The sequence below is a fragment of the Geotalea daltonii FRC-32 genome (assembly GCF_000022265.1).
GTDB lineage: Bacteria > Desulfobacterota > Desulfuromonadia > Geobacterales > Geobacteraceae > Geotalea > Geotalea daltonii.
Genome location: NC_011979.1, coordinates 2,457,044 through 2,476,997, shown reverse-complemented (window position 1 = coordinate 2,476,997; position 19,954 = coordinate 2,457,044). Strand labels below are relative to the sequence as shown.

At 55.4% G+C, this 19,954-nt stretch carries 23 protein-coding genes; 8 read left to right on the top strand and 15 right to left on the bottom strand.

Annotated features, from left to right (window positions below; all coding sequences use genetic code 11):
- Window positions 1-103: 103 nt before the first annotated feature.
- From GEOB_RS11145 to GEOB_RS11120, 6 genes are all read right to left on the bottom strand, one after another.
- Window positions 104-1,378, bottom strand: a complete 1,275-nt coding sequence (locus GEOB_RS11145) for a DUF6178 family protein (protein WP_012647323.1) — start codon at window positions 1,376-1,378, stop codon at window positions 104-106.
- A 36-nt stretch (window positions 1,379-1,414) separates the two neighbouring features.
- Window positions 1,415-1,720 (bottom strand): YcgN family cysteine cluster protein, encoded by a 306-nt coding sequence (locus GEOB_RS11140; protein WP_012647322.1) that lies wholly within the window; start codon window positions 1,718-1,720, stop codon window positions 1,415-1,417.
- Between the two features lie 7 nt (window positions 1,721-1,727).
- Window positions 1,728-2,441, bottom strand: coding sequence for a hypothetical protein (locus GEOB_RS11135; RefSeq protein ID WP_012647321.1), 714 nt, complete (start codon window positions 2,439-2,441; stop codon window positions 1,728-1,730).
- 23 nt (window positions 2,442-2,464) lie between these two features.
- Window positions 2,465-3,316, bottom strand: a complete 852-nt coding sequence (locus GEOB_RS11130) for an ExeA family protein (protein WP_012647320.1) — start codon at window positions 3,314-3,316, stop codon at window positions 2,465-2,467.
- Window positions 3,317-3,410: 94 nt separating this feature from the next.
- Window positions 3,411-3,935, bottom strand: coding sequence for an FmdE family protein (locus tag GEOB_RS11125; RefSeq protein ID WP_012647319.1), 525 nt, complete (start codon window positions 3,933-3,935; stop codon window positions 3,411-3,413).
- A gap of 282 nt (window positions 3,936-4,217) precedes the next feature.
- Entirely contained in the window at window positions 4,218-5,750 is a 1,533-nt protein-coding gene (locus tag GEOB_RS11120; RefSeq protein WP_012647318.1) for a cytochrome b6, read from the bottom strand.
- 200 nt (window positions 5,751-5,950) lie between these two features.
- On the opposite strand from GEOB_RS11120, the gene ric reads away from it, so the two are divergent.
- Both ric and GEOB_RS11110 read left to right on the top strand, forming a co-directional pair.
- Complete coding sequence (gene ric / locus GEOB_RS11115; RefSeq protein ID WP_012647317.1) at window positions 5,951-6,676, top strand: iron-sulfur cluster repair di-iron protein; 726 nt, start codon at window positions 5,951-5,953, stop codon at window positions 6,674-6,676.
- A 58-nt stretch (window positions 6,677-6,734) separates the two neighbouring features.
- Complete coding sequence (locus tag GEOB_RS11110; protein ID WP_012647316.1) at window positions 6,735-7,223, top strand: universal stress protein; 489 nt, start codon at window positions 6,735-6,737, stop codon at window positions 7,221-7,223.
- Window positions 7,224-7,229: 6 nt separating this feature from the next.
- Here the strand turns inward: GEOB_RS11110 and GEOB_RS11105 are convergent, their stop codons facing one another.
- Together GEOB_RS11105 and GEOB_RS11100 are read right to left on the bottom strand one after the other, a co-directional pair.
- Window positions 7,230-7,901: a metallophosphoesterase family protein gene (locus GEOB_RS11105; RefSeq protein WP_012647315.1), complete on the bottom strand. Its 672-nt coding sequence runs from the start codon at window positions 7,899-7,901 to the stop codon at window positions 7,230-7,232.
- A gap of 53 nt (window positions 7,902-7,954) precedes the next feature.
- Window positions 7,955-8,464, bottom strand: a complete 510-nt coding sequence (locus GEOB_RS11100; RefSeq protein WP_230198930.1) for an HIT family protein — start codon at window positions 8,462-8,464, stop codon at window positions 7,955-7,957.
- A 138-nt stretch (window positions 8,465-8,602) separates the two neighbouring features.
- Here GEOB_RS11100 and GEOB_RS11095 point away from each other — a divergent pair, with 138 nt between their 5' ends.
- Genes GEOB_RS11095 through GEOB_RS11085 form a run of 3 tightly spaced genes read left to right on the top strand, consistent with a single transcriptional unit; the run spans window position 8,603 to window position 11,553 of the window.
- Window positions 8,603-9,343: a nucleotidyltransferase family protein gene (locus tag GEOB_RS11095; protein ID WP_012647313.1), complete on the top strand. Its 741-nt coding sequence runs from the start codon at window positions 8,603-8,605 to the stop codon at window positions 9,341-9,343.
- On the top strand, window positions 9,340-10,119 hold the full coding sequence (locus GEOB_RS11090; RefSeq protein WP_012647312.1) for a sugar phosphate isomerase/epimerase family protein: 780 nt from the start codon (window positions 9,340-9,342) through the stop codon (window positions 10,117-10,119). Before GEOB_RS11095 ends, GEOB_RS11090 begins: the two co-directional genes overlap by 4 nt.
- Window positions 10,120-10,152: 33 nt before the next feature.
- Window positions 10,153-11,553 (top strand): sigma 54-interacting transcriptional regulator, encoded by a 1,401-nt coding sequence (locus GEOB_RS11085; protein WP_012647311.1) that lies wholly within the window; start codon window positions 10,153-10,155, stop codon window positions 11,551-11,553.
- Here GEOB_RS11085 and GEOB_RS11080 read toward each other — a convergent pair.
- The 7 genes from GEOB_RS11080 to GEOB_RS11050 all read right to left on the bottom strand — a co-directional run bounded on the left by GEOB_RS11080 (window position 11,547) and on the right by GEOB_RS11050 (window position 18,418).
- Entirely contained in the window at window positions 11,547-12,281 is a 735-nt protein-coding gene (locus tag GEOB_RS11080; RefSeq protein ID WP_012647310.1) for an amidohydrolase family protein, read from the bottom strand. The two genes, GEOB_RS11085 and GEOB_RS11080, sit on opposite strands and share 7 nt — an antisense overlap.
- Window positions 12,282-12,385: 104 nt before the next feature.
- On the bottom strand, window positions 12,386-13,006 hold the full coding sequence (locus GEOB_RS11075) for a GIY-YIG nuclease family protein (protein WP_012647309.1): 621 nt from the start codon (window positions 13,004-13,006) through the stop codon (window positions 12,386-12,388).
- 20 nt (window positions 13,007-13,026) lie between these two features.
- Window positions 13,027-14,091: an aminotransferase class I/II-fold pyridoxal phosphate-dependent enzyme gene (locus tag GEOB_RS11070; RefSeq protein WP_012647308.1), complete on the bottom strand. Its 1,065-nt coding sequence runs from the start codon at window positions 14,089-14,091 to the stop codon at window positions 13,027-13,029.
- Window positions 14,092-14,100: 9 nt separating this feature from the next.
- Entirely contained in the window at window positions 14,101-15,636 is a 1,536-nt protein-coding gene (locus GEOB_RS11065) for a hypothetical protein (RefSeq protein WP_012647307.1), read from the bottom strand.
- Window positions 15,637-15,701: 65 nt separating this feature from the next.
- Window positions 15,702-17,018: a hypothetical protein gene (locus tag GEOB_RS11060; protein WP_012647306.1), complete on the bottom strand. Its 1,317-nt coding sequence runs from the start codon at window positions 17,016-17,018 to the stop codon at window positions 15,702-15,704.
- Window positions 17,015-17,713, bottom strand: a complete 699-nt coding sequence (locus tag GEOB_RS11055; protein ID WP_012647305.1) for a hypothetical protein — start codon at window positions 17,711-17,713, stop codon at window positions 17,015-17,017. The genes GEOB_RS11060 and GEOB_RS11055 overlap by 4 nt, the downstream gene beginning before the upstream one ends.
- Window positions 17,714-17,758: 45 nt before the next feature.
- Window positions 17,759-18,418, bottom strand: a complete 660-nt coding sequence (locus GEOB_RS11050) for a hypothetical protein (protein WP_012647304.1) — start codon at window positions 18,416-18,418, stop codon at window positions 17,759-17,761.
- A 391-nt stretch (window positions 18,419-18,809) separates the two neighbouring features.
- Between GEOB_RS11050 and GEOB_RS11045 the strand changes: the two genes are divergently transcribed.
- From GEOB_RS11045 to vapC, 3 genes are all read left to right on the top strand, one after another.
- Window positions 18,810-19,181, top strand: coding sequence for a pyridoxamine 5'-phosphate oxidase family protein (locus GEOB_RS11045; protein WP_012647303.1), 372 nt, complete (start codon window positions 18,810-18,812; stop codon window positions 19,179-19,181).
- Window positions 19,182-19,310: 129 nt separating this feature from the next.
- Window positions 19,311-19,538, top strand: a complete 228-nt coding sequence (vapB, locus tag GEOB_RS11040) for a type II toxin-antitoxin system antitoxin VapB (RefSeq protein ID WP_012647302.1) — start codon at window positions 19,311-19,313, stop codon at window positions 19,536-19,538.
- Window positions 19,538-19,939: a type II toxin-antitoxin system tRNA(fMet)-specific endonuclease VapC gene (vapC, locus tag GEOB_RS11035; protein WP_012647301.1), complete on the top strand. Its 402-nt coding sequence runs from the start codon at window positions 19,538-19,540 to the stop codon at window positions 19,937-19,939. The genes vapB and vapC overlap by 1 nt, the downstream gene beginning before the upstream one ends.
- Window positions 19,940-19,954 lie beyond the last annotated feature (15 nt).

Below are 19,954 nucleotides of genomic sequence, written 5' to 3'. Positions count from 1 at the left end.
CCCTCCTCAACCATATTTATGGACTAAAAGTTCAAGAAAAAGACCTCGAATTTTATAGCCGCTACAATAATTTGTCAATCTTTAATAAAATTAACCAGAACCTTCAGACTCCCATACGGCGCAGAAATGCATCGACCTTGGCAACATCGGCCATTGAACGGAATTCACGGTAGCCATCGGCCGTATCCGCATCCAGGCCGCGATAGAACCTGGGCCGCTTGTTTTTAAGGCCGTTGAGGAGCTTATTCGCCGCGTAATCCTCGATAGTAACGCCTTCGGCGCGGGTCTTCAGATCCAAAATAATGCTGTAGCCAAGCTGGAAAAGCCTCTTCAGAAATTCCCCAGTCAAGACCTCACCGGCTTTTTTTGCATCATCGCCGCATATGGTTTCCAAAGCCATGTTAAGGTAACCATAGACCCGGGTAACCACCATGTGCATTACCTCGGTGTCGGCAAGTGCGGTCCCGTCCGCCACCAGGGCGTTATTGATAAGGTAGTTAAGCTCCATATACAACTCTTCCGAATCAGCCAGAGCCAGTGCTCGCTGTAAAAGAGCGTTATCGGCACTGACCGGCACCGGCAGAGCTGCCGTCGAACCGATTGCAATTTGTTTTTTGTCCCCATGAAGGCTAAAGGAAGAGGGCTTCACCCTTGCATAGAAGGAAAGTGCCTCGTCAAGGGGGGGGAAACCCAGATCGGCCAGGCGACCGGAGCGAAACTGATAGCAGATATCCTCAAGTTCCAGGTCCACGTCACTCTTGACCCCTTCCATGAGAGCCACATAGAGCTGCTCATCGATTCGCCTGATGCTTTCGATGAATCGGCCCAGAACTTGGCTGTGTTTGGGATTTTTAAAGGTAATCATGAATGTGCCGTCAAAGGTGTGATCCCAGTCCGCCAGGCGCTCTTCGTCATTGGACATGTCTCCTATGCCGCCGCCGACGATGATTTCACGATTGAGGAAAAGCTGAAGCAGCTCGAAATCCATGCTCGGCAGAAGTTCCCTGAACTTGTCATCTCCCCCTTCCAGCAAGTAACCGTACCACTCCACCGCCTTGTCATGGGAAAAGGACCACTTGGACCATAGCTCCATATCCAGCAGGAACAGGCACTGCTCAGGCGAAGCAAGCTGGACCAGGTCCAGGGCATCTGTCTCCCCCACATCCTTCACCATCCAGAAGAATTCCTGGGGCTCCATCTCCCGGACCAGGCGCTCCCCTTCGGCATCGCCAATGATCAGGTCCATACGTTCCTTGGCCCCAAGCCTTTTCAGATATCGGGCCTTCTCCACGAAGGGAAGTCCGGCGAAGGTCAGCGAAGACGCACGCCCCCCCTTCACCAGTTTTAGTATTGCAGCTTCATTGTTCTTTTTTTGCAATGCGAACTCCTGTTCATAAATGTAAAGCTGTACTCGTCACCCCTCACCCCTCACCCTTCTCTGTCTTTTCAGCCCCTGTGCCTTACGATAGCCGCAGTCATCATGGAGCCAATTCAGCTCCCTGACCAGCTCCTCGGTCAGCTGAATGCATTCGGGACAGATCTGGAAGCGCCGCTCGTAAATCTTGCATTCCCGGGTCACCACATCCAGATAGCGGCATGGGGTAGAGGTGAAAAAGATTGCCCCCGATTCGTCTTCTATCTTTTCAAAACAGCAGAGTCCGCACTGTTCACATAAAGATTCCCACGCGGCCATGTCTTTTGCCTGATTTTCCACTGTCATTGAAGGTTCACCTGTATTGATTGATCTTGCCCAGCAATATCTCGAATATACTCCCGCCTTGGGAAAGGCGCACCCTGTCCGGAAGGATCTCCACCACCTTCGCCCCATCCACCATTGCGCCCTGGGTAACGGCAACACCGTTGACCACTGCCAGTCGCGACGAGCCTTCCTTCTGCCAGCCAATGCCACTTACTTTGAAGTCGAGGTGGTTCTCCTCTACTGAAACCGAACCGCTGGTGGTACGAAGAAAAGGCCCCGTTCCCCTTCGCACAGCCACTGCGGGGGCGAAGGCAGGAGGTTTGGCCGATGTTGGGACAGCCGGTTTGACGGCAGGCTGTTTAACCCGCTGCTTTGGTATTGGCACAGGTGCAGATTGCTGCTTTTGCACGACCGCCGGTTCATTCGTTCCATCTGAAGGAAACTGGACTGACTGCACCTGAACGGCAACGGGAGTCGCCCCTTTGCCAAGGGAGGTAACCGCCCCATTCACGTCTGGAGGTGTGGTTGGTCTTGTTTTAGCAGTAGTAAAACCACCCATGGCAGCGAACGTAGAGAGTATCGCAGTGACGGCAACAACAACCAGTGCAGCAGGAATTTTCCAGAAGGATGCCGGTTTTCGGCTGCGGCGGTTCCTCGCCACATCACTGGCAAGGGGCATGGCATTACGCTGGGCAGCTTTTTCCTCTTCCACTTTCTTCAGGGCTTTTAGAATGGAACTCATAGCATGCTCCCATCTCCTCGAAATTAGTCGGCCAGCCGAAGCCTGCACCACAGGCGCTTCCACCAACCTCTCCTGCTGTTTTCGACTTCAGCAATGGCAGTGCCCGCCATTCCACCCCTGATTTCGCGGCTTCCTTCCGCAAAACCCACCAAGAGGGCTCTGTCGCAGACGATGTTGATCAGACGTGGAATACCGCCGGAATAGCGAAAGATTTTTTTGAGCGCTGAAGCGGAAAAGATCACCCCGCCACTGGCCAATTCCAGGCGATGTTCCACGTACCCCTTTGTATCCTCGAAATCCATGGGGAGCAGATGGTATCGTACCAGTATCCGCTGCTTCAGCTGCCGCAATTCGGTCCGGGCCAGCAGCTTTTCAAGCTCCGGCTGGCCTGCCAGAATAATCTGGATCAGCTTCTCCGTTTCCGTTTCCAGGTTGGAAATGAGGCGGATCTGTTCCAGGACATCGGCGGCCAGATTCTGTGCCTCGTCTATGACCAGGACAACTATCCGCCCGGCCTCCCTCTGCTCAAGGAGAAAGGTGTTCAGCACCTCCAGGAGCTGCGCCCGGCTCAGATCCTCGTGGGGAATGGCGAAATCGCGGTTGATGGTGCGGAGCAGTTCATCCGACGACAGGCACGGGTTGAAGATGAGCGCCGTGCGATAGCCGTCCTCGTCGAGCCGGTTGAGAAAGGTACGCAGGACCGTTGTCTTGCCGGTTCCCACCTCGCCGGTCAATTGAATGAAGCCGCAACGGCTGTTTACGCCGTAAAGGAGATGGGCGAAGGCTTCCTGGTGGTTTTTGCTGAGGAAAATGAAGCGGGGATTAGGTGTTATGGAAAATGGTTTCTCTCTGAAGCCGTAATATTCCAGATACATGTCTTGCTTGCCCCGGCAGTGATCATTTTGCGCCCATGAAAGACAATACAATAACACGCCGGGCTGATGTCCGCAACCGCTGCATGATTAGAATTTAATGGGCAGAGACCTTCTCGGCACAGGGAACGCAAAGCCGCTCACCAGCAACCTCCCGCAGCCGGGTCTCCATCACTTCTTCGTGGCACCGAGCGCATAAAACCGATGAACGGCTTCCCGCCCTTTCCGGCTCTGTCATCGTCACTTCGTTCATGGTCAGAAGTTGATCGGCGGGTGCACCGAGGATGAACTCGGCGCGAGCGGCCCGGTCGCCGGCAAGTTTGGCAGGGACGCCGTTTCCGTGATAGACGACCCGCACCCCGTTGCCGCTGGTGCGTGAATATAAAGTATAGACCTGCTTGCCGTAATCGCGGAAGATAAGGTTTCCTTTTCCGAAAGTGCACCCGCTGATGCATTGCAACGCGTCGACGCCGCAGGCATCGTTCTCCACAATGGCGACAATTTCTTCATCCCCGGCACGCACTGCCTTGAGGGCTTCCATGGCGGCATTGGCCATCCGATAACCGATGGCCAGACCGGGACAGGCATGGCCATGGAACTTCACTATCTCCTCATATCTCATAAAGCTCCCCCTGGGACACAATATCACAGAATCGTATAGTATCCTTGTCCCACTTTCACCCCCCTGCTCACTTATGTCCAATTCCCCCTTACAGAGCAGGGGATTGGGGGGTATGGGAACTATCTACCATGAACATCCGCTTTTGGTCAATGCAGGTATTCGTCTCGGTGGCGGAAACATATGGATGACAGGGGCCCAGCAAGCAGGGGCGCGGCAAGCAGCGCCCCTACAGCTGGATCGTGATGTTTTAATTGCCGGAGTACTTATCACCTTCGCATCTGATTACAGCACCCGCATGAAAGCCACCAGGTTCTTCTTCTCCTCGCCGGTCAGTTTGAGACCAAGCACCAGGTTGAAAAATTCGACGGTGTCTTCCAAGGTCAGGCAGCGGCCGTCGTGCATATATGGAGGACTTTCCTTGATGCCACGCAGGGTAAAAGTCTTCATGGGGCCGTCACCCGGCTCCTGGGTAAAGCGCTCCATTTTCAGGTCGTGCATCTGCTGATCCATATAGAACGGCGGCACATGGCAGTTGCCGCATTTCCCCTTCTCGAAGAAGATCTTCTCGCCTGCAAGCTCGGCCTGGGAGGCCTTGGCCGGGTCGAGACGCCCCGAAACGTCAAGTTTCGGCGCCGGCGGAACATCGAACATGTTCTGCATCTGGGCCATGTGGGATACCTGGACGCGGCTCAGTATGTTCATCCCTTTCTTCGCAGCATGAATCTCATCACCGTTGAAGTAGGCAGTGCGCTGTTCAAATTCCGTAAAATCCTCCACGGAGCGGAGGCTGCGCTTGGATGAGTGTATTTGCTGGTTGAACATGCCGCGCAGGCTGGTCGTATCCAGGCGAAACCTGCGTTCCTGGGGCCTGATATCGGGATTGAGATGGAATTGGGCAGTAGTATGTCCGTTGACGTGACAGTCCAGACAAGCAATCCCCAGGCTGGCTTCCTCAGACTTGCGGTCGTCTGTAGGGTTGAATTCCTCCTGGGGGAAAGGTGTTACCAGCATCCTCAGGCCGTCCAGCTGCACCGGCGTCAGCAAGTCCTTGAACAGCCGGTAATAGTTGTTGATGGACACCACCTCGCCACGGGAAACATCCCCCAGCTCCGGCCGGTTCTGCAGAAAGATTGCCGGAGGAAATTCAGGCAGAAAGGCATCGGGAAGATCGAAATCAACATCAAAGCGCTGCAGCCGGGGAAACATGTCGATCTGCATCTTGGGGAACACCTGCCCGCCGGTGACCTGCTTGGGATGGGGAAGCGGCGGATAGGGGAATGCTTTCTTGGCGCGGATATCCTCGGCATTCATGGCGGCAAGACTATCCCAGGTGGCACCGTCAGCCAGCCGAGCCGTCGGACCGACTGCAATCGGCTTGCCCCTGGTCATCTTTACATCGGAGGACAGATTCGGCTTCAGGTTGTAGCGTTTTTCCAGGAGCTCCTTCTGTTTTTCCATGATCTTGGGCTTTTCCGCCACATCCGTTTTATAGATCTCATCAAAAGTCATCATCGGTTTTTTTGAATTGAGCGGGTCACGGTAGAAATCAAAGCCTTCCATTTTCCCCTCATCCGGCTGTTCCTTGAAGGCTGCCGAAGAGGATTCAGCCTTTGTCGCGGCAAAAATATCCTTCAAGTCATGCTCGTTCTTCTTCTGCTCAGGTCGAGTTATGGACACCTTCCCGGGGGTCTGTGCTTCCTGAACCGCATCGGACGACACCTGTTTCGTGGTCTGGGTCCAGGATTCGGAGGAAATCAGGATCAAACCGGTGACGGCAAGCAATGAAAATACAGCTGTACCCTTTTTCGTTTTCATCCAGCGCTCCTTTCATCTTTAATTTAATATTATTAATAATAATGACATGGGGGCAGGCAAAGTCAATAAAAGAGCCTTGCACAGGGAACCGTGAGTTGTGTGAAAAAGAGAATATCAGTTTGTCTCCTGAAACTGGCAAGAGTTCCCGCCTGTGTTACCATTATTCCAGAAATGAAGTACACCAATCCAGGAGGATAGCCATGGAAGATACATCACAGGCGGCGGACGCCGCTGGGAAGACGATTGGTGAATTCGTTGCAGAGGATTATCGGATGGCTCGCGTGTTCGAGAAGTACGGCATCGACTTCTGCTGCGGTGGCAGTGTTACGCTCGCCACGGCCTGCCGTGAGAAGGGACTCGACCCGGCGCCGCTTCTGCAGGAGATCGCGGCGGCCAAGGTCGAGCCGCCGGATAGAAGCCGGAATTACGCATCATGGGACCTGCCATTTCTCGCCGATTACATCGTCAACACCCACCACGGCTACATCAGGGACGAAGCAGGCGGCATAGCGGCCTATGCCCGCAAGATAGCCGAGGTTCACGGAGCCAGACATCCGGAGGTAATTGAAATCGCAGACATTTTTTTCCGCATTGCCGAAGATCTCATGGCTCACCTGCGGGAAGAGGAAGAGGTACTGTTTCCCGCAGTAAAGCGGATCGAAGAGGCAAAAAAGGAAGGGAGAGAACCGGCACCAGAAGACCGCGCATTGATAAAACAGACCCTGGACCGACTGAGCCAGGACCACGTGGAGGTGGGGGATGCTATCCATAAAATCCGGCATCTGGCCCAGGATTATGCCATTCCCGATGATGTCTGCAATACCTTCACACTGACCTACAAGAAGCTGAAGGAATTCGAGGATGACCTGCACACCCATGTCCACCTGGAAAACAACATCCTCTTCCCGAAGGTGAGAATATCCTGAGGAAGAGAGCTGAAGCTGCGGAAGCACGATCCGCACGAACAAGAAAGGAGAGCAATCCATGGAGGACATCAAACACATTCTTCTCATCATCCGCATGATCGAGAGCAGCGGGGACATCCTGCACGAAGCCATCAATCTGGCCAAACGGTTCGGCGCCTCCCTGAGCGTACTGCGTCCCATCCCCACTGCTGTGGATCTTGGCGCGGCCGTCAATGCTCCGAGCCTGTTTATTAAAGGGGAGGAGTACAAGAATTACCTGTCCCGGCGGGAACAGTACAAAGAGGAACTGGATCAGGCGATCAGCCGGGTAGCCAGGGTAGGATTCCCCGTCAAGGAATATCTGACCGGCAATGATGCCGTCAAGGAAGCGGTGCGGCTGGTCAAGGAGGAGCAGATTGACCTGATCCTGCTGCCGACCCACGAGGAAGGGCGTATCGAGCATATGCTTTTCGGCGGTGAGAACGATGCGCTGATTCGGAAACTCCCCTGCTCCATACTGCTGACCAAGCATGAGCCGACGCCGGTGAAGTGGGAGGAACCGGAATAGGGTAACTCAAATCCTGACAGCTTGCCCGGTGCACGTATCGAAAACCCAGCATTGGGGGGAGTTGACAGTATCGATACAGGCCCAGTGGTCGGTAACATGGGGCATTTTCCGTTCCGTATGGCCGAATACCTGCCTGCCCACCATTCTGCTGGGCTCTGTCCCCTCGCGGAAAGGATCAAACCAGAAGATGCCGCCAAAGGGATCGGTGCCTCCACGCGCCGCAGCCACATAAAAAAGCGGGCCCCCGCGGGCGGCCAGTTGCCGGGGAAACTCCCCGTTGAGAAAAGCCGCTGCCTCATCCGCCGTCATATCCCTTCCCATGAGCGCAGGATGGACACCGGCATGGGTACAGAGCCAACCGTCGACGGCACAGGCGGCCTGGATGCGACCGGTCTCCAGGGCCTTGGCGAAAATATCACGGTAGATCGGAGCCATGCCCAGCTGGAAGCCGTTGCAGCGCCACAGGGGGTACGGCAGATAGTGGAGGTCGTGATTGCCCCACAACAGCAGGGACTGCGACTCGATCAGAAGCTGCAGGCATTGCAGTTGCCGCTCCCCCGGTTCGGTGAAGGAATCCACATAGTCGCCGAGACAAATATGGATCTCCTCCCTTTTATGGGCGAAAAAGGCTTTTGCCTTGGTAATGTTGCCGTGGAGATCGCCGATAATGATTGCCACCCTGCCTCCAGTCCCTTCCTGTTCCGGACTGCCGTAGCCTCAGGAAGAAGTGACTACTCCTGCGACTGCACCATGCCCGCCAACGCATGCCGTATCCGTTGCGCCGTTTCCTCCGGCTCGCCTGCTCCGTATTTCTGTCTGGGCCAGAAAAAGCCCTTCAAGCCATCCTTCTTCCGCCGGGGTACGATGTGGATATGCAGATGGGGCACGCTCTGGCTCACCCGGTTATTCATGGCGACAAAGCTGCCGTCGCTGTCGCAGCCAAGCTCCACCGCCCGTGTCAACAGCCGGAGGTTGGAAAAAAGCGGGGCGACCAGTTCCTGGGGCAGGTCGGTGAGGGTCTCCACGTGCAGCCGGGGAACAAGCAGGGTATGCCCCGGGAAAAGGGGACGATAATCGAGGAAAGCCCAGGAGATAGCATCCTGAAAAACAGTCGGTACCCCCAAGGCACCGGTAATTATTTGACAGAAGGAACAATCGGCTGTCATCGGTCCCGATCCTCGCCCCGTGAATTCCCCGTCAGCGCCTGGGGAAATCCATTGGCTCCGATTCTTTGTCGCCACTACGCTACCTCCATCGCCTGTCTTAGGGAAAGTGTATCCTTTCCGGACCCGATGACAATAAATTGAGCGCAGGTTTTCGGCATACGAACTCTGTGTTATTATTAAACAGGGCCCATCTTTAACAAATGGAGGAAACCGATGGTTTTTCCCCCAGCCAGAGCGGAAATGATCCTTGCAGATATGCTGGCCGACGACCAACTGGCAGTCTACGGCCAGCTCCTGGAAGCGGCAGGGAAGAGCGGATTGCGGCTGGCTATCGGGGGTGGCCTGGCCCTTTCAGCCTATTCGGGCTATGTGCGCAACACCAAGGATATGGACCTGTATGTGGTGGAACCCGACCAGAAAAAACTGATGAAGATCATGGCCGACCAGGGTTTTGCCGAATACAACGCCGTGGGCTACGATCCCACCTGGAGCTTCCGTGGCACCCGGCGTGGCTTTATTGTCGACCTGTTATGGCGGATGCTGAACGGCCGGGGCTCAGTGGACGAGGTATGGGCAACAAAGGGATGGGAGCTGACCGTGCGGGAAGTGAAACTGCGCCTGATTCCACCGGAAGAGCTTGTCTGGTCGAAGCTCTATATCCTGCGCCGGGAAAGGGCAGACTGGCCAGACATCCTCAATATCATCTTCGCCCAGGGACCGGAAATGGACTGGGAGCGGCTCTTGGCAAGGGTCGGTGATGATTGGCCAGTCCTGACTTCGCTGATGAGCCTTTTTTGCTGGATGTGCCCCGGCAGGGCGGCTGCCTTTCCACGCTTCATCTGGGAAAGAATGGGCATGGAACTGAGACCGCCGGCAGAAGACGGGGTTTTGATCGACAGGACAAGAACCACCCTTTTCAAGGCAGATGACTGGTTTACCGCGGAGGTGTCATGATGCGGATAGGTGCCATGAATCACCCGCAACACCGGGTTGAAGACGAAATTCTCTGGATGGCGGAGATGGGGCTCGATTTCATCGACCTGACCCTGGAGCCTCCTGCCGCCGGTCATTGGCAGGTAGATGTGGATTCAATGCGGGAGCTGTTACAGGAGACGGGGCTGGGAGTCATCGGCCATACCGCCTATTATCTTCCTTTGGGACATCCCTTCGAAGAGGTTCGTGAAGGGGCGGTCGAGGCCTTTTCCAGCACGCTGCAAATCTTGGCCCGTCTGGGAGCATGCTGCATGAATATCCATCCCGATTTCAAGGCCCCCATGCATGATGCGGCTTTTTCAGTGGAGCAGAACCTGAAGAGCATCCGCGAGCTGCTCCCCCTGGCCCGCCGCCTGGACATGGAGCTGATGATCGAAAACCTTCCCGGCAACGTCAATGACGTGCCCCAACTGGGCCATTTCCTGGAGGCGATCCCGGAGCTCGGCCTGCATCTGGACATCGGCCACACCAACCTGCAGGTGCGGCACAACACGACGTCCTCCATCATGGAGCACTATGGCCACCGGGTGCGGCACGTACACCTGCACGATAATCGCGGCACCGACGATCTGCACCTGCCCCTGGGGGCAGGAACCCTCGACCTGGAAAGCTGCATCAGGAGCCTCAAGGCGGCCGGTTATGACGGTACCATCACGCTGGAGGTCTTTACCCCGGACCGGGAACTGCTCCGGTTCAGCGCCGACAAACTGCGGCGGGTATGGAACGAGGTAGCTTAAAATTGATAGTGCCGCAGTCCGGAGTGTGACTCTATGGCAACAGTGTGGCTTCACTTCAGGGGGGAGTTTGACCGTAGGCAGCAGGAGCAGATCGTTACCGGCTTTGCTGCCGCTGGTGTTGCTACGGTCCCCTTTAAAGATGCCGCCGATGGTGCCGGTATCGTCTTTTTCGATGGGCAGTGCCGTGACATCTGCGATTTTATTCGCGCGACAAGCCACCGGGGACGTGAAAGAGTCATTGCCATATCTGCCGTCCAACCACAGAACAGCTGGCAGCTCCTTAAAGCGGGGGCCTCGGATGTGCTGACCTGGGATGATCAAGGTAACAACATTGAAGAAGTGGCTGATCGATTTGCCAGATGGCAGGAGGTGGATGATCTCCTGGAATCGTCGCTGATTACCGATAATCTCGTGGGTAAAAGCCACATCTGGAAGAATACTCTGCGGCAAGTCATCGAAGTGGCACGGTTTACCGACGCATCGGTACTGGTAACCGGTGAGTCGGGAACAGGAAAGGAACTGGTTGCCCGGCTGGTGCATACCCTGGATAGCCGTGAACGGAAACGGGACCTGATTGTGGTCGACGCCACAACCATCGTTGAAGGGCTTTGCGGCAGCGAGTTTTTCGGCCATGAACGGGGTGCTTTTACCGGTGCATCATCTGCCCGCGACGGAGCCTTCGCCCTTGCCGACGGGGGCACACTATTTTTGGATGAGATTGGTGAGCTCCCGCTGGAACTCCAGGCGCAACTTCTGCGGGTGGTGCAGGAACGATGTTACAAAAGGGTCGGGGGAAACAGCTGGCAGAAAACCCGGTTCCGTCTGGTCTGCGCCACCAACCGCAACCTGCTGGAGGAAGTGAAAAAAGGGCGTTTCCGCCACGACCTCTACTACCGCATTGCCGGTTGGGAATGTCGGCTGCCTCCCCTGCGGGAACGAATCGAAGACATCATTCCCCTGGCCCGTCACTTCATTGCACTCTTCGACAGGAATGTGAAGCCGCCGCAACTGGACAGGGGAGTTGAAGAGTACCTGGTAGGACGCCAATATCCGGGGAATGTGCGGGACCTCAAGCTCCTCATCAACCGGATCATGTACCGGCATGTGGGCAAGGGAGCCATCACCATCGGCCACATACCGGAAGATGAGCGTCCTCCCCTCGGCACTGGAACCTCTGACTGGTGTGATGAATCATTCGAGCGAGCCATCCATAATGCTTTTCTCTTCGGGGTCGGTCTGAAAGAGATCGGTCGGGTCGCCGAAGACACGGCCGTCAACATAGCAGTCACCACAGAGGAAGGTAACCTGCAGCGTGCAGCGAAGAGGCTGGGAGTTACCGACAGGGCATTGCAGCTGCGGCGGGCGGCACGGCACAATGAGCTGTTGCAGGTAGGACAGGATAGAACCCTGCCCACCATGCCATTCTGTCAGTGATTGACCCGGGAGATGAGGCGGCAAAGATTCCCCTCCGAGATGAGCCGTTCATTTTCCGGCGGCAGCCCCAGGAGACGCACCTTAGCCAGTTCAAGGCCGGGATGCAGCCATGGGCCATCACTGCCAAATAGTATCTTTTCCGCTCCCCCCCGTCTGACAGCCTCCTGCAGCAGGTCGAACCGCCGGACGCCGGAGGTGTCAGCATAGATATTGGCATGGCGTGCCAGGTGATCAATGAGTGCCAGTTGGGCCCGCCAGTCGTCACCAAAGCTTCCCAGATGGGGGATAATGAAATCCACATCGGCATATTCCGTGGCAAGCAGTTCCACCACCGAGACCTCACCCATCAGGTCGTACAGCACCGGCACTCGGTAGAACCTGGCTCCTTCGCATATTTCACGGGTGATGCGACCGTCATGGCGGTGGATCTTGATGCCCCGAAACCCGAATTCTTCAATGGCTTCCTGCAGCATCCCACGGACACGACCACGATCATTCACAGGGTGCAGACAGGCAAAACCGAAAAAACGGTCGGGGTTGCGGCGGACAGTGGCAGCAACAGCGCGATTTGCAGCCATGTAATCGGAGTGAAAAACGGAAAAAAGTACCGTCTTGCCGATTCCGGCCCTGGCGGCACGTCCCATATATTTTTCCAAGGGGGCCGCCGTGTCCCACGGCCCGGTCAGCCCGTCTCCCTTACCGGTATGGCAGTGGCAATCGATGATCATGGCAATACCCTCATAGGCCCCAGCTCCTTCATCAGGTAAACGGAGGTGGCGATCCCGCGGAGATCCTCTACTCTCGCGGCATGTTCGTTCGCTCCAGCGGTGAGTCACCTGTCTCCCGATCCGCAGAAGATGGTGCCACTGACCGTCTCAGCGCTGCCGTTGCCATAGATTATCCTGATTGCCCCATTACCTTCCATTCTCAGGCACTCCCGCGCCCGATTACCTTCCGGTTCCCCACTTTTCTTGATGAAATGCAGTTCCAGGGCGCGGAGCAACCCCTGGGATGCCGGTATGGGGCGCCAGGGTTCTTTTGATCCGCGGGTGTGTACCTTGATCGCCGGCTTTGACGGCACTTTGATACGTTTAATCTGATACCACGCCACTTCAATGGGGCGCAGCAAAGTTGCAGAAACACCAGCTTTTATGTTGAAGTCATGAAAGGTTTTCAGCCTGTTCTTGAATCGGGCATTGATGTTTTCTGCTTTCCCCACGTACCACAGTTTCCCATGGCTATAAATGAAATAGATCCCTGCATCCGTCGGCAAGCCATCCTGCCATCTCGGGTAGGGCAGTCTCTTCAGGGGCGCCAGCGCCACTTCATAGGAGGAAGAAATGATTATCTCCCTCTCGGGCTGGAATTCATGTCCCAACGGCAAGATTTCACCCTGCCATTCCCAGTCATGCTTCTGCTCACCCGGCAACTGAAAGCCGCTCGTCATACCCATTTCGCTCCTCCTCTCGCCGCCTATCTGCAATCTGCTGCTGCTCTCCGTAATGCTGCAACGGCCCGATCCACCATCAATGGATCGTGAAAGGCTGAAATAATTAAGGTCACACGCCCCCGCCCACCCCGGCCGGCCTGCTGCAATACGGTTCTAACCCCCGCCCGCAGGAGCTTTGCATGGAGCGCAATTCCGTCGATGGCGGCTGTTTCTTCAAGGGTCTGCATGGGAAATATCCCTGACGTCGTAGCTAATCCGGCCCGATCAACCCCTCTACTGAACCTCTCCACCAACATCGCCAGCCTGAGGCGCAGCTCGTCTCCCCGTTGCCGGTTTACCGCAAGAGCTCGCCGGGCCACATGGACAACAGCAATGGAGGGGGGACTGCAATGGACCCGCGTGCCGCTCATTTTCTCAAATTGCCGAATCATAAGGCTGCTGCCGCTCAGGACCGCCAGCGGCACACCGAATCCTTTGGCAAGAGAGGCAATGACCATGATGTCATCTCCGTGAATGCCGGACCAGCGAAGGACCCCACCCCCGTCCCTGCCGTAAGGGAAAGCCGGACCGGGGGAGTGGCCGAAAATGCCAAGGGCCTGAGTATCGTCGATCACCAGCACGCCTCCATATTCCCTGGCACAGGCAAGATACTCCTCTAGCGGTGCAACACTGCCGCAGGCCGGACAGAAACCATCGGCAACGACGACCGGCCGTGTCCCCCTTTCACAACCGTCCATGAGCTGGCGTAGGGCTATGGGGTTGTGGTGGGAGAAGAACCGCACGACTGCCCCCTTTCCCGCCGCCCGCTCTACCCCCCAACGCGCAATGGGGTATATTCCAGCATCGCAGTAAATGGCATTCCGCCGATCCCCGAGCAGACCGAACAGGTCCCAGAAGAGGTGGAGGGTGGAAGGGGCCAGGACACCTCGCTCGCACCCCTGCAGCCGGGCCAGGGCATGGGCCACTGCTTTAAATCCCTCCGGTTCGGCAAGGGCTGCAGGTCCGCCCAAAGTAAACGTCGTCCAGGGTTCGAGGGCATGAAATGGGTGCCGGAGCCCGAGGTACTGGGAAGAGGTGAAATCCAGCATGGCGGCACGCTAAAAGCGACCAGCAAATTTCTGGTCCTCCTGTCGCTTCAGGTAGACCCACGGTGGTGTCGCATCAACCGGTTCGGTGGTCAGGTCAACTCCCGTCACCGCCCGATAGGCATGGATATAACTCTGAATCTCCGGCTTCCAGTAGCGGGCCCAATTCTTGGCCTGCTGCTCGATATTGGTGTTGATCCAGTCGCCATAGCGGATAGAGAGGAGGACCTGCTCACCAAAGGTTGACAGATCGTGGAAATGGGTGATCGTGACATCATTCCATCCCTGAAGTTTCTTCATCACATCAACAGGCCCCATCCAGGGCTCGTTGTAGGGCACCATCATCCGTCCCCGCAGGAATTGCTGTGTCTCCGACCGTGCCAGCAGCCATTTTTCGATAAGCATCTCCACCCTCGCCGTCCATGGCAGATCGCCAAACTGGTTGTGAGCCCCTTCGGCCAGAAGGAGGTGAACCTCACGGATAGCCTTCAACAGCGGGAATGCATCGGCTATCACCGTGGTATCGGCATCTTCCCGATAGAATATGGAGGTGCGGTAGAGCAGGTTGTGGAATGCCTCCAGGAACTTTGAACGGCTGTCTGCGGTCCGGAGCTTGGGCACTGCCTTGCCGTAAATGGTGAGCCCGTAGTGATGATCGTACTCGTAGGCCCTCCGTGCAACCGTCAGCCGGTTGTGCTCGTTCTGGATGTAGCCCCAGAGCAGATTGTTCAGCGGTCTGAGCGGATCTATTTCAAGCTCGGCAAGGGGGTCGCGGTCGGAAAATCCCCGTTTGTTCTGGAACCGCATGGCAATCGCATTCATGGTCTGTACCAGCATTCCCTCTTCCAGCCAGTACGACCAGATCAACTCCAAAAGGCTCGGACAGGTGGACCTGAATTCCAGGATGCCGCCGCAGTAAGGATTCGTTTTCTCCTCCAGTTTCCAGTCCTCGATCAGGGCATTGAGAATCCGGTCCAGGTAAGGAAGATAGGTGGTATTGCCCAGATAATTTTGCAGCCTTTCCTTGATTTCCTCGAAACTGTCTGCCTCCTCGAAATTGATGGAACGGATGTTTTCCTCATCTTCACCAAAGAGCGGGTCCCCGGTCTTGTCAATAACCACGCCGCATTCCATTATGAGGAAGATTTCGGTGGCAAACCGCAATACGTTATAGGAATCGATGGAATTAATGCTGAGGCGTGCATCGAAGTTTCTCACATCCTTAAGCTGATCGCTCTTCCCTCTGAAATACCGTTTCTGTTCATTTCCCCCGTCGTCACAGAAGACCCTGCCTATGAAATTTCGATACCGCTCGAAATTGACGGCCGTCGTCCTGTTGCGGATGGCTACCCAGAGTGCCTGGTCATCGGTGGGTAATGCTTCCGGACGGGTCAGCGTAACTTCCTTTGGCTCTGCCAGTGCTTTACGAAGCAGATCAGCAGCATCACCGGTGATTTTTATCCCCTCTTCAAGAATCCGATCACCCTTCTTTGGATCAGGCTTTTTCGGCGTTATCTTTACGTCGGCATTGATCTCGTCTTTTTTCATGACATCCTCCTGTTATCTTACTTGGGGCCTATGCGCGGATAGTGATGCAGACATCTCCTTTTCCTTCAGACAGTCAACGGTTGATGGGCACGCGACATTCCTGCACATACTGCCGTTGTGTCCAGGGTTATTTTCAGCGCCCAGTACCTGAGCATATCAGCCAAAACCCGGCTTTCCTCTTCAGCGGTTATCAGTCCATTCATTTTCGCCTGGCCGATGACGGCAAATACAAGGGTGGGAGAAGCGGTCTTTATCAGCTGCGGCATTTCTTTCCACGATTTATATATAGCCCCGAGGCGCGCCGGTTGCAGATCAGTGTTCGAGAGTGCATCTTGCAGGGTCTTCCCGCGCAAGGCCTTCGGGCGGTAGTGCACCAGCCACTTGACAAATTCCGGCATCGTCTTTTGCAAAAGGGCAAACAGCCGCAGTCTTCCGGCCTCCAATCCCTCACAGGGATAGAATGCCTCCCAGTTTTTCGCCAGTGCCTGCCACTGGGAATGAGGGTACAGTTCCTGCCCCATGGCACAGGAAAGCATAACCCTGATCCAAGGTGCCGGATGGGGATCTTCGAAATCGACACGAAACATGAATGGTTTCGGCAACCCCACCACCGTCATCAGGCCAACGGTGGCAGAGACTCCCAGTCTGGCCACTGCCCACAGATCAGCCACAATCTCCGAAGTCCACCGGTCCCAACAGCGCCAGGCAATCTGGTCATTTCCGGCGTTACGCTTCCTCTTTTGCAGTTCAATGCGCAAGGAAGTCACCAGATCCAGCAGTGCCGCCCCCTGATGCCCCACTTCATGCACCAGCGATGATGCAATCCCACCGCCGATCATCCGCTCCCGGGGAATCTGGATGACAGCAACCGGGTTGTCATCGCCGCCGGGAAGCCTCGTCCTCGCCCGTCGAATAGCCGCTCCAGGACTTCTCTCGAGAAAACAGATGACAGGTGGAGCTTGGTAGTACTTTCCCGGAAGAGTAAGGGCATCAGCGGCGAACACATCGAGCCCTGAAAGCCAGATCCCGGTGTCGTGCTCGCTGCGCTGGTTGAAGACAATGGCAAAGATGTCCAGCTGGGCGAGAATGGCAATGAACCTTAATCGCAAAAACGAGAAACGCCGTTGGGCCAGAGAAGGAGATGCCGCGCGTCCTTCCGGGCTCTCCAACCACTTGAGATACCCCGTCATCATGGCGCGCATTTTGAGCCTTTTTCCGGACAGGTGACGCTCTATGGCAACCTGTGCCGGAAGGGGAACCGCAGCGGCAAGAACCATCGGCATGCGCAGCGCGAATGGCTCCATTCTATCAATGCGGGTGATCAGGCTTTGCGCCTCACCTTTGAGTATTTGCAGCGCCGCATTATCCATGGCCGGGTTCATGCTCCAAGTATTATGATATTCCGCCCGCGACGAACCCAGCGTCCGCTGTTCCTTTCCCCCATATCCTGCTGTTGAAAACCGTCGGTTCCCATATCCCCTCCGCTGCTCCACGGTTCAGCATTTCCGTTTTGCTGCTGGAAGCTAATGAGACCTGGTGCATATCTGCGCGCTGCAATCATCACCGCCTGTCGCGCAGCCATATGGGGCGGCATGCGTGACGGAGCATATGCCGCCCGTCGCGCCGCTGCCGTGGCCAGGCGCACATATCGGCGCGCTACCTCGAATTCCTTGTCTTCATTGCTCATTCCTTCCAGTTCCAGGCCGAACATCTTGCCTGCTGCCGACCCCAGGGAAGATCCGATTGCCGTCCCTACACCCGGAGCGACAAAACTGCCAATGGCCCCGCCAACAATGGGGAGTGCTTTTTTGGCAATACCCTTGAGAACACCACCCAGAGCCTTGCCGATCGGACTTTTAATAAAACCCGCTGCCTTCTTCACCAGGCTGCCCAGAAACTGCTCCAGTTCCCGCTCATTGCTGATGGAGAGCAGTTCTGCCGCCAGCTCCATTTCTTGCATCTCGTTCAGGGGGGATTCTCCCTGAAATTCGCCGCTCATCTCAGGCATCTCGCCGAACATCTCGTAGTTCTCACCCTGCTCCTGCATTTCCGTGCCGAATTCCTGCTGTTCCCACATGGATGCCTCCTTTTTCCAAAAGTGATTTAGGTCCTTCAATGGTTGTCACAGGCCCACGAGAATTACCTTGTTGCCGCGGCGGTACCACCTGCCACCTCTGCCGCAACTCTGCCCGACGGTAGCACCTCCGACCAGTCCGGGCAGATATTGCTGGGCCGCTGCCACTGCAGCCCGGTTAACGGCCTGCGGGCTGAACCCTGATGTCTGCAACACTCTTTTGACGGTCGCTCCGCCAAACCTGACAAAATGGCGGGCAACTTCAAATTCCCGGTCTTCCTGGCTCATCCCTTCCAATTCAAGGCCTAGTGCTTTGCCAGCGGAAGAAGCCAGCTTGCCGCCTATGTTTGCACCGGTGGACCCGCCGAAGTACCCGCCAATGGCACTGCCGACAACCGGCAACGCCTTTTTTGCCGCCTGTTTCAGTATCCCCCCCAGAGCCTGACCAGTAGGCGAGGAAATGAAACTTCCCGCCGCACTGCCCGCTTTCCTGATCAGGGAGCCAAGAAAGTTGTTAAGCTCCGACTCATTGTTGACCGAAAGAAGTTCCGCGGCCAGTTCCATTTCCTGCAGTTCAGAAAAGGGACTAGACGTTTCTCCACTTTGGCCGATCTCCTGGCCGATCTCCTGGTCGAACTCGAAACCTGTTTCCCCCATCTCAGTCTCGCCTGAACCAAATTCGTTCCATGTCCTGTCAATATCGTGCATTGGTACCTCCTGTGCGCAAGCTTGATTGAAAAGACGACACCATAACTACGGCAAGGGATGTGCCAGTCATAAGCTATTGAATTCACAATGGCATATGCGAAATGGATTTCGGAAAAGGGTACAAAGAAGAATTTTCAGCGAAATGTCTTTCGGGGGAGGAATAAAAAAAAGCCCGCAGCAGGTGCGGGCTCAGATTGCTGACAAAAGTCACAGAATGTAGGGCTGCTCAAAAAACTCCAGGTACAAGTCTCACGAAACCTGAGGATGAGGTCTACTTAAGAGTATGCCGTTGACCAGACGCTCGCCATCGGGTACCATTACTACCTTTGCAATCGCCTTCCCCCACAGAACACGTACTCTTACAACAACACAATCACAGGAGGTAGTATCGATGATTCCCGAAAAGCTGCTGGAGATACTGAAACAGGACGGCGTAGTTGCCATCGCTACTTTAGGCCAGGATGGGCCGCATATGGTCAATACCTGGAACAGTTACATCCGGATCTCCGCCGATGGCCGCCTGTTGATCCCCGCCGGTTACATGCATAAAACCGAGAAGAACATAGCCTATAATCCCGAGGTTCTCATTACCCTGGGGAGCAGCAAAGTGCAAGGCCTGCATGGCCCGGGCGCCGGTTTTCTCATCAAGGGCAAGGCAGCCTTCATCACTTCCGGCCCCGATTTCGATCTGCTCAAGTCGAAATTCGATTGGTTGCGCGCCACCCTGGCGGTAACTCCTGATTCTGTAACTCAAACGTGGTAGTTCTATAGAGAGAAAGGGGGCAGGCAAGCCTTTTTTGGATCTCATTTTTGCTCTCGCGGTTGAAATTTCACTTGCCAGCCCGAAAACCCAAATATATACTTAAGGTATATATTAACCTGGAGGCCGATCATGAAAACAGCAAAAATATTTCAAAATGGACAAAGCCAGGCAGTCAGGCTCCCTAAGGAATTTCGCTTCGATGACAGCGAGGTATTCATAAAGAAATGCGGCAACATCGTCCAATTGATCCCCCGGAGCGATTCGTGGGATTCTTTATTCGGCAGTCTCAAAAAATTCTCAAGCGACTTCATGTCTGAACGCATACAACCTGAACAGGACAAGCGGGAAAATTTCTGATGAAACTGCTGCTCGACACCAATATCTGTATTTATATCATCAAGCAACAGCCGGACACCGTGTTGAAGCATTTTCTGGAGTACGAGATCGGTGACATTGGCATTTCCTCCATAACCCTCTCCGAACTGCGCTACGGGGTCGCAAAAAGCGCTCACCGAGAAAAAAACGCCAAAGCTCTCGACGAGTTCATCATCCCCCTGGAGGTGGTCGCTTATGATGAAGCGGCTGCCCACGTTTATGGAGATATCAGATCGACTCTTGAAAAAGCCGGCTCCCCCATTGGTTCCATGGATATGCTCATTGCCGCTCACGCCGTATCATTGGGAATCCCTCTGGTTACAAATAACACCCGCGAGTTTTTGCGCGTCCCCTCCATCAACCTTCTTGATTGGACAGTTTGAATTTCCTTCAGTCAA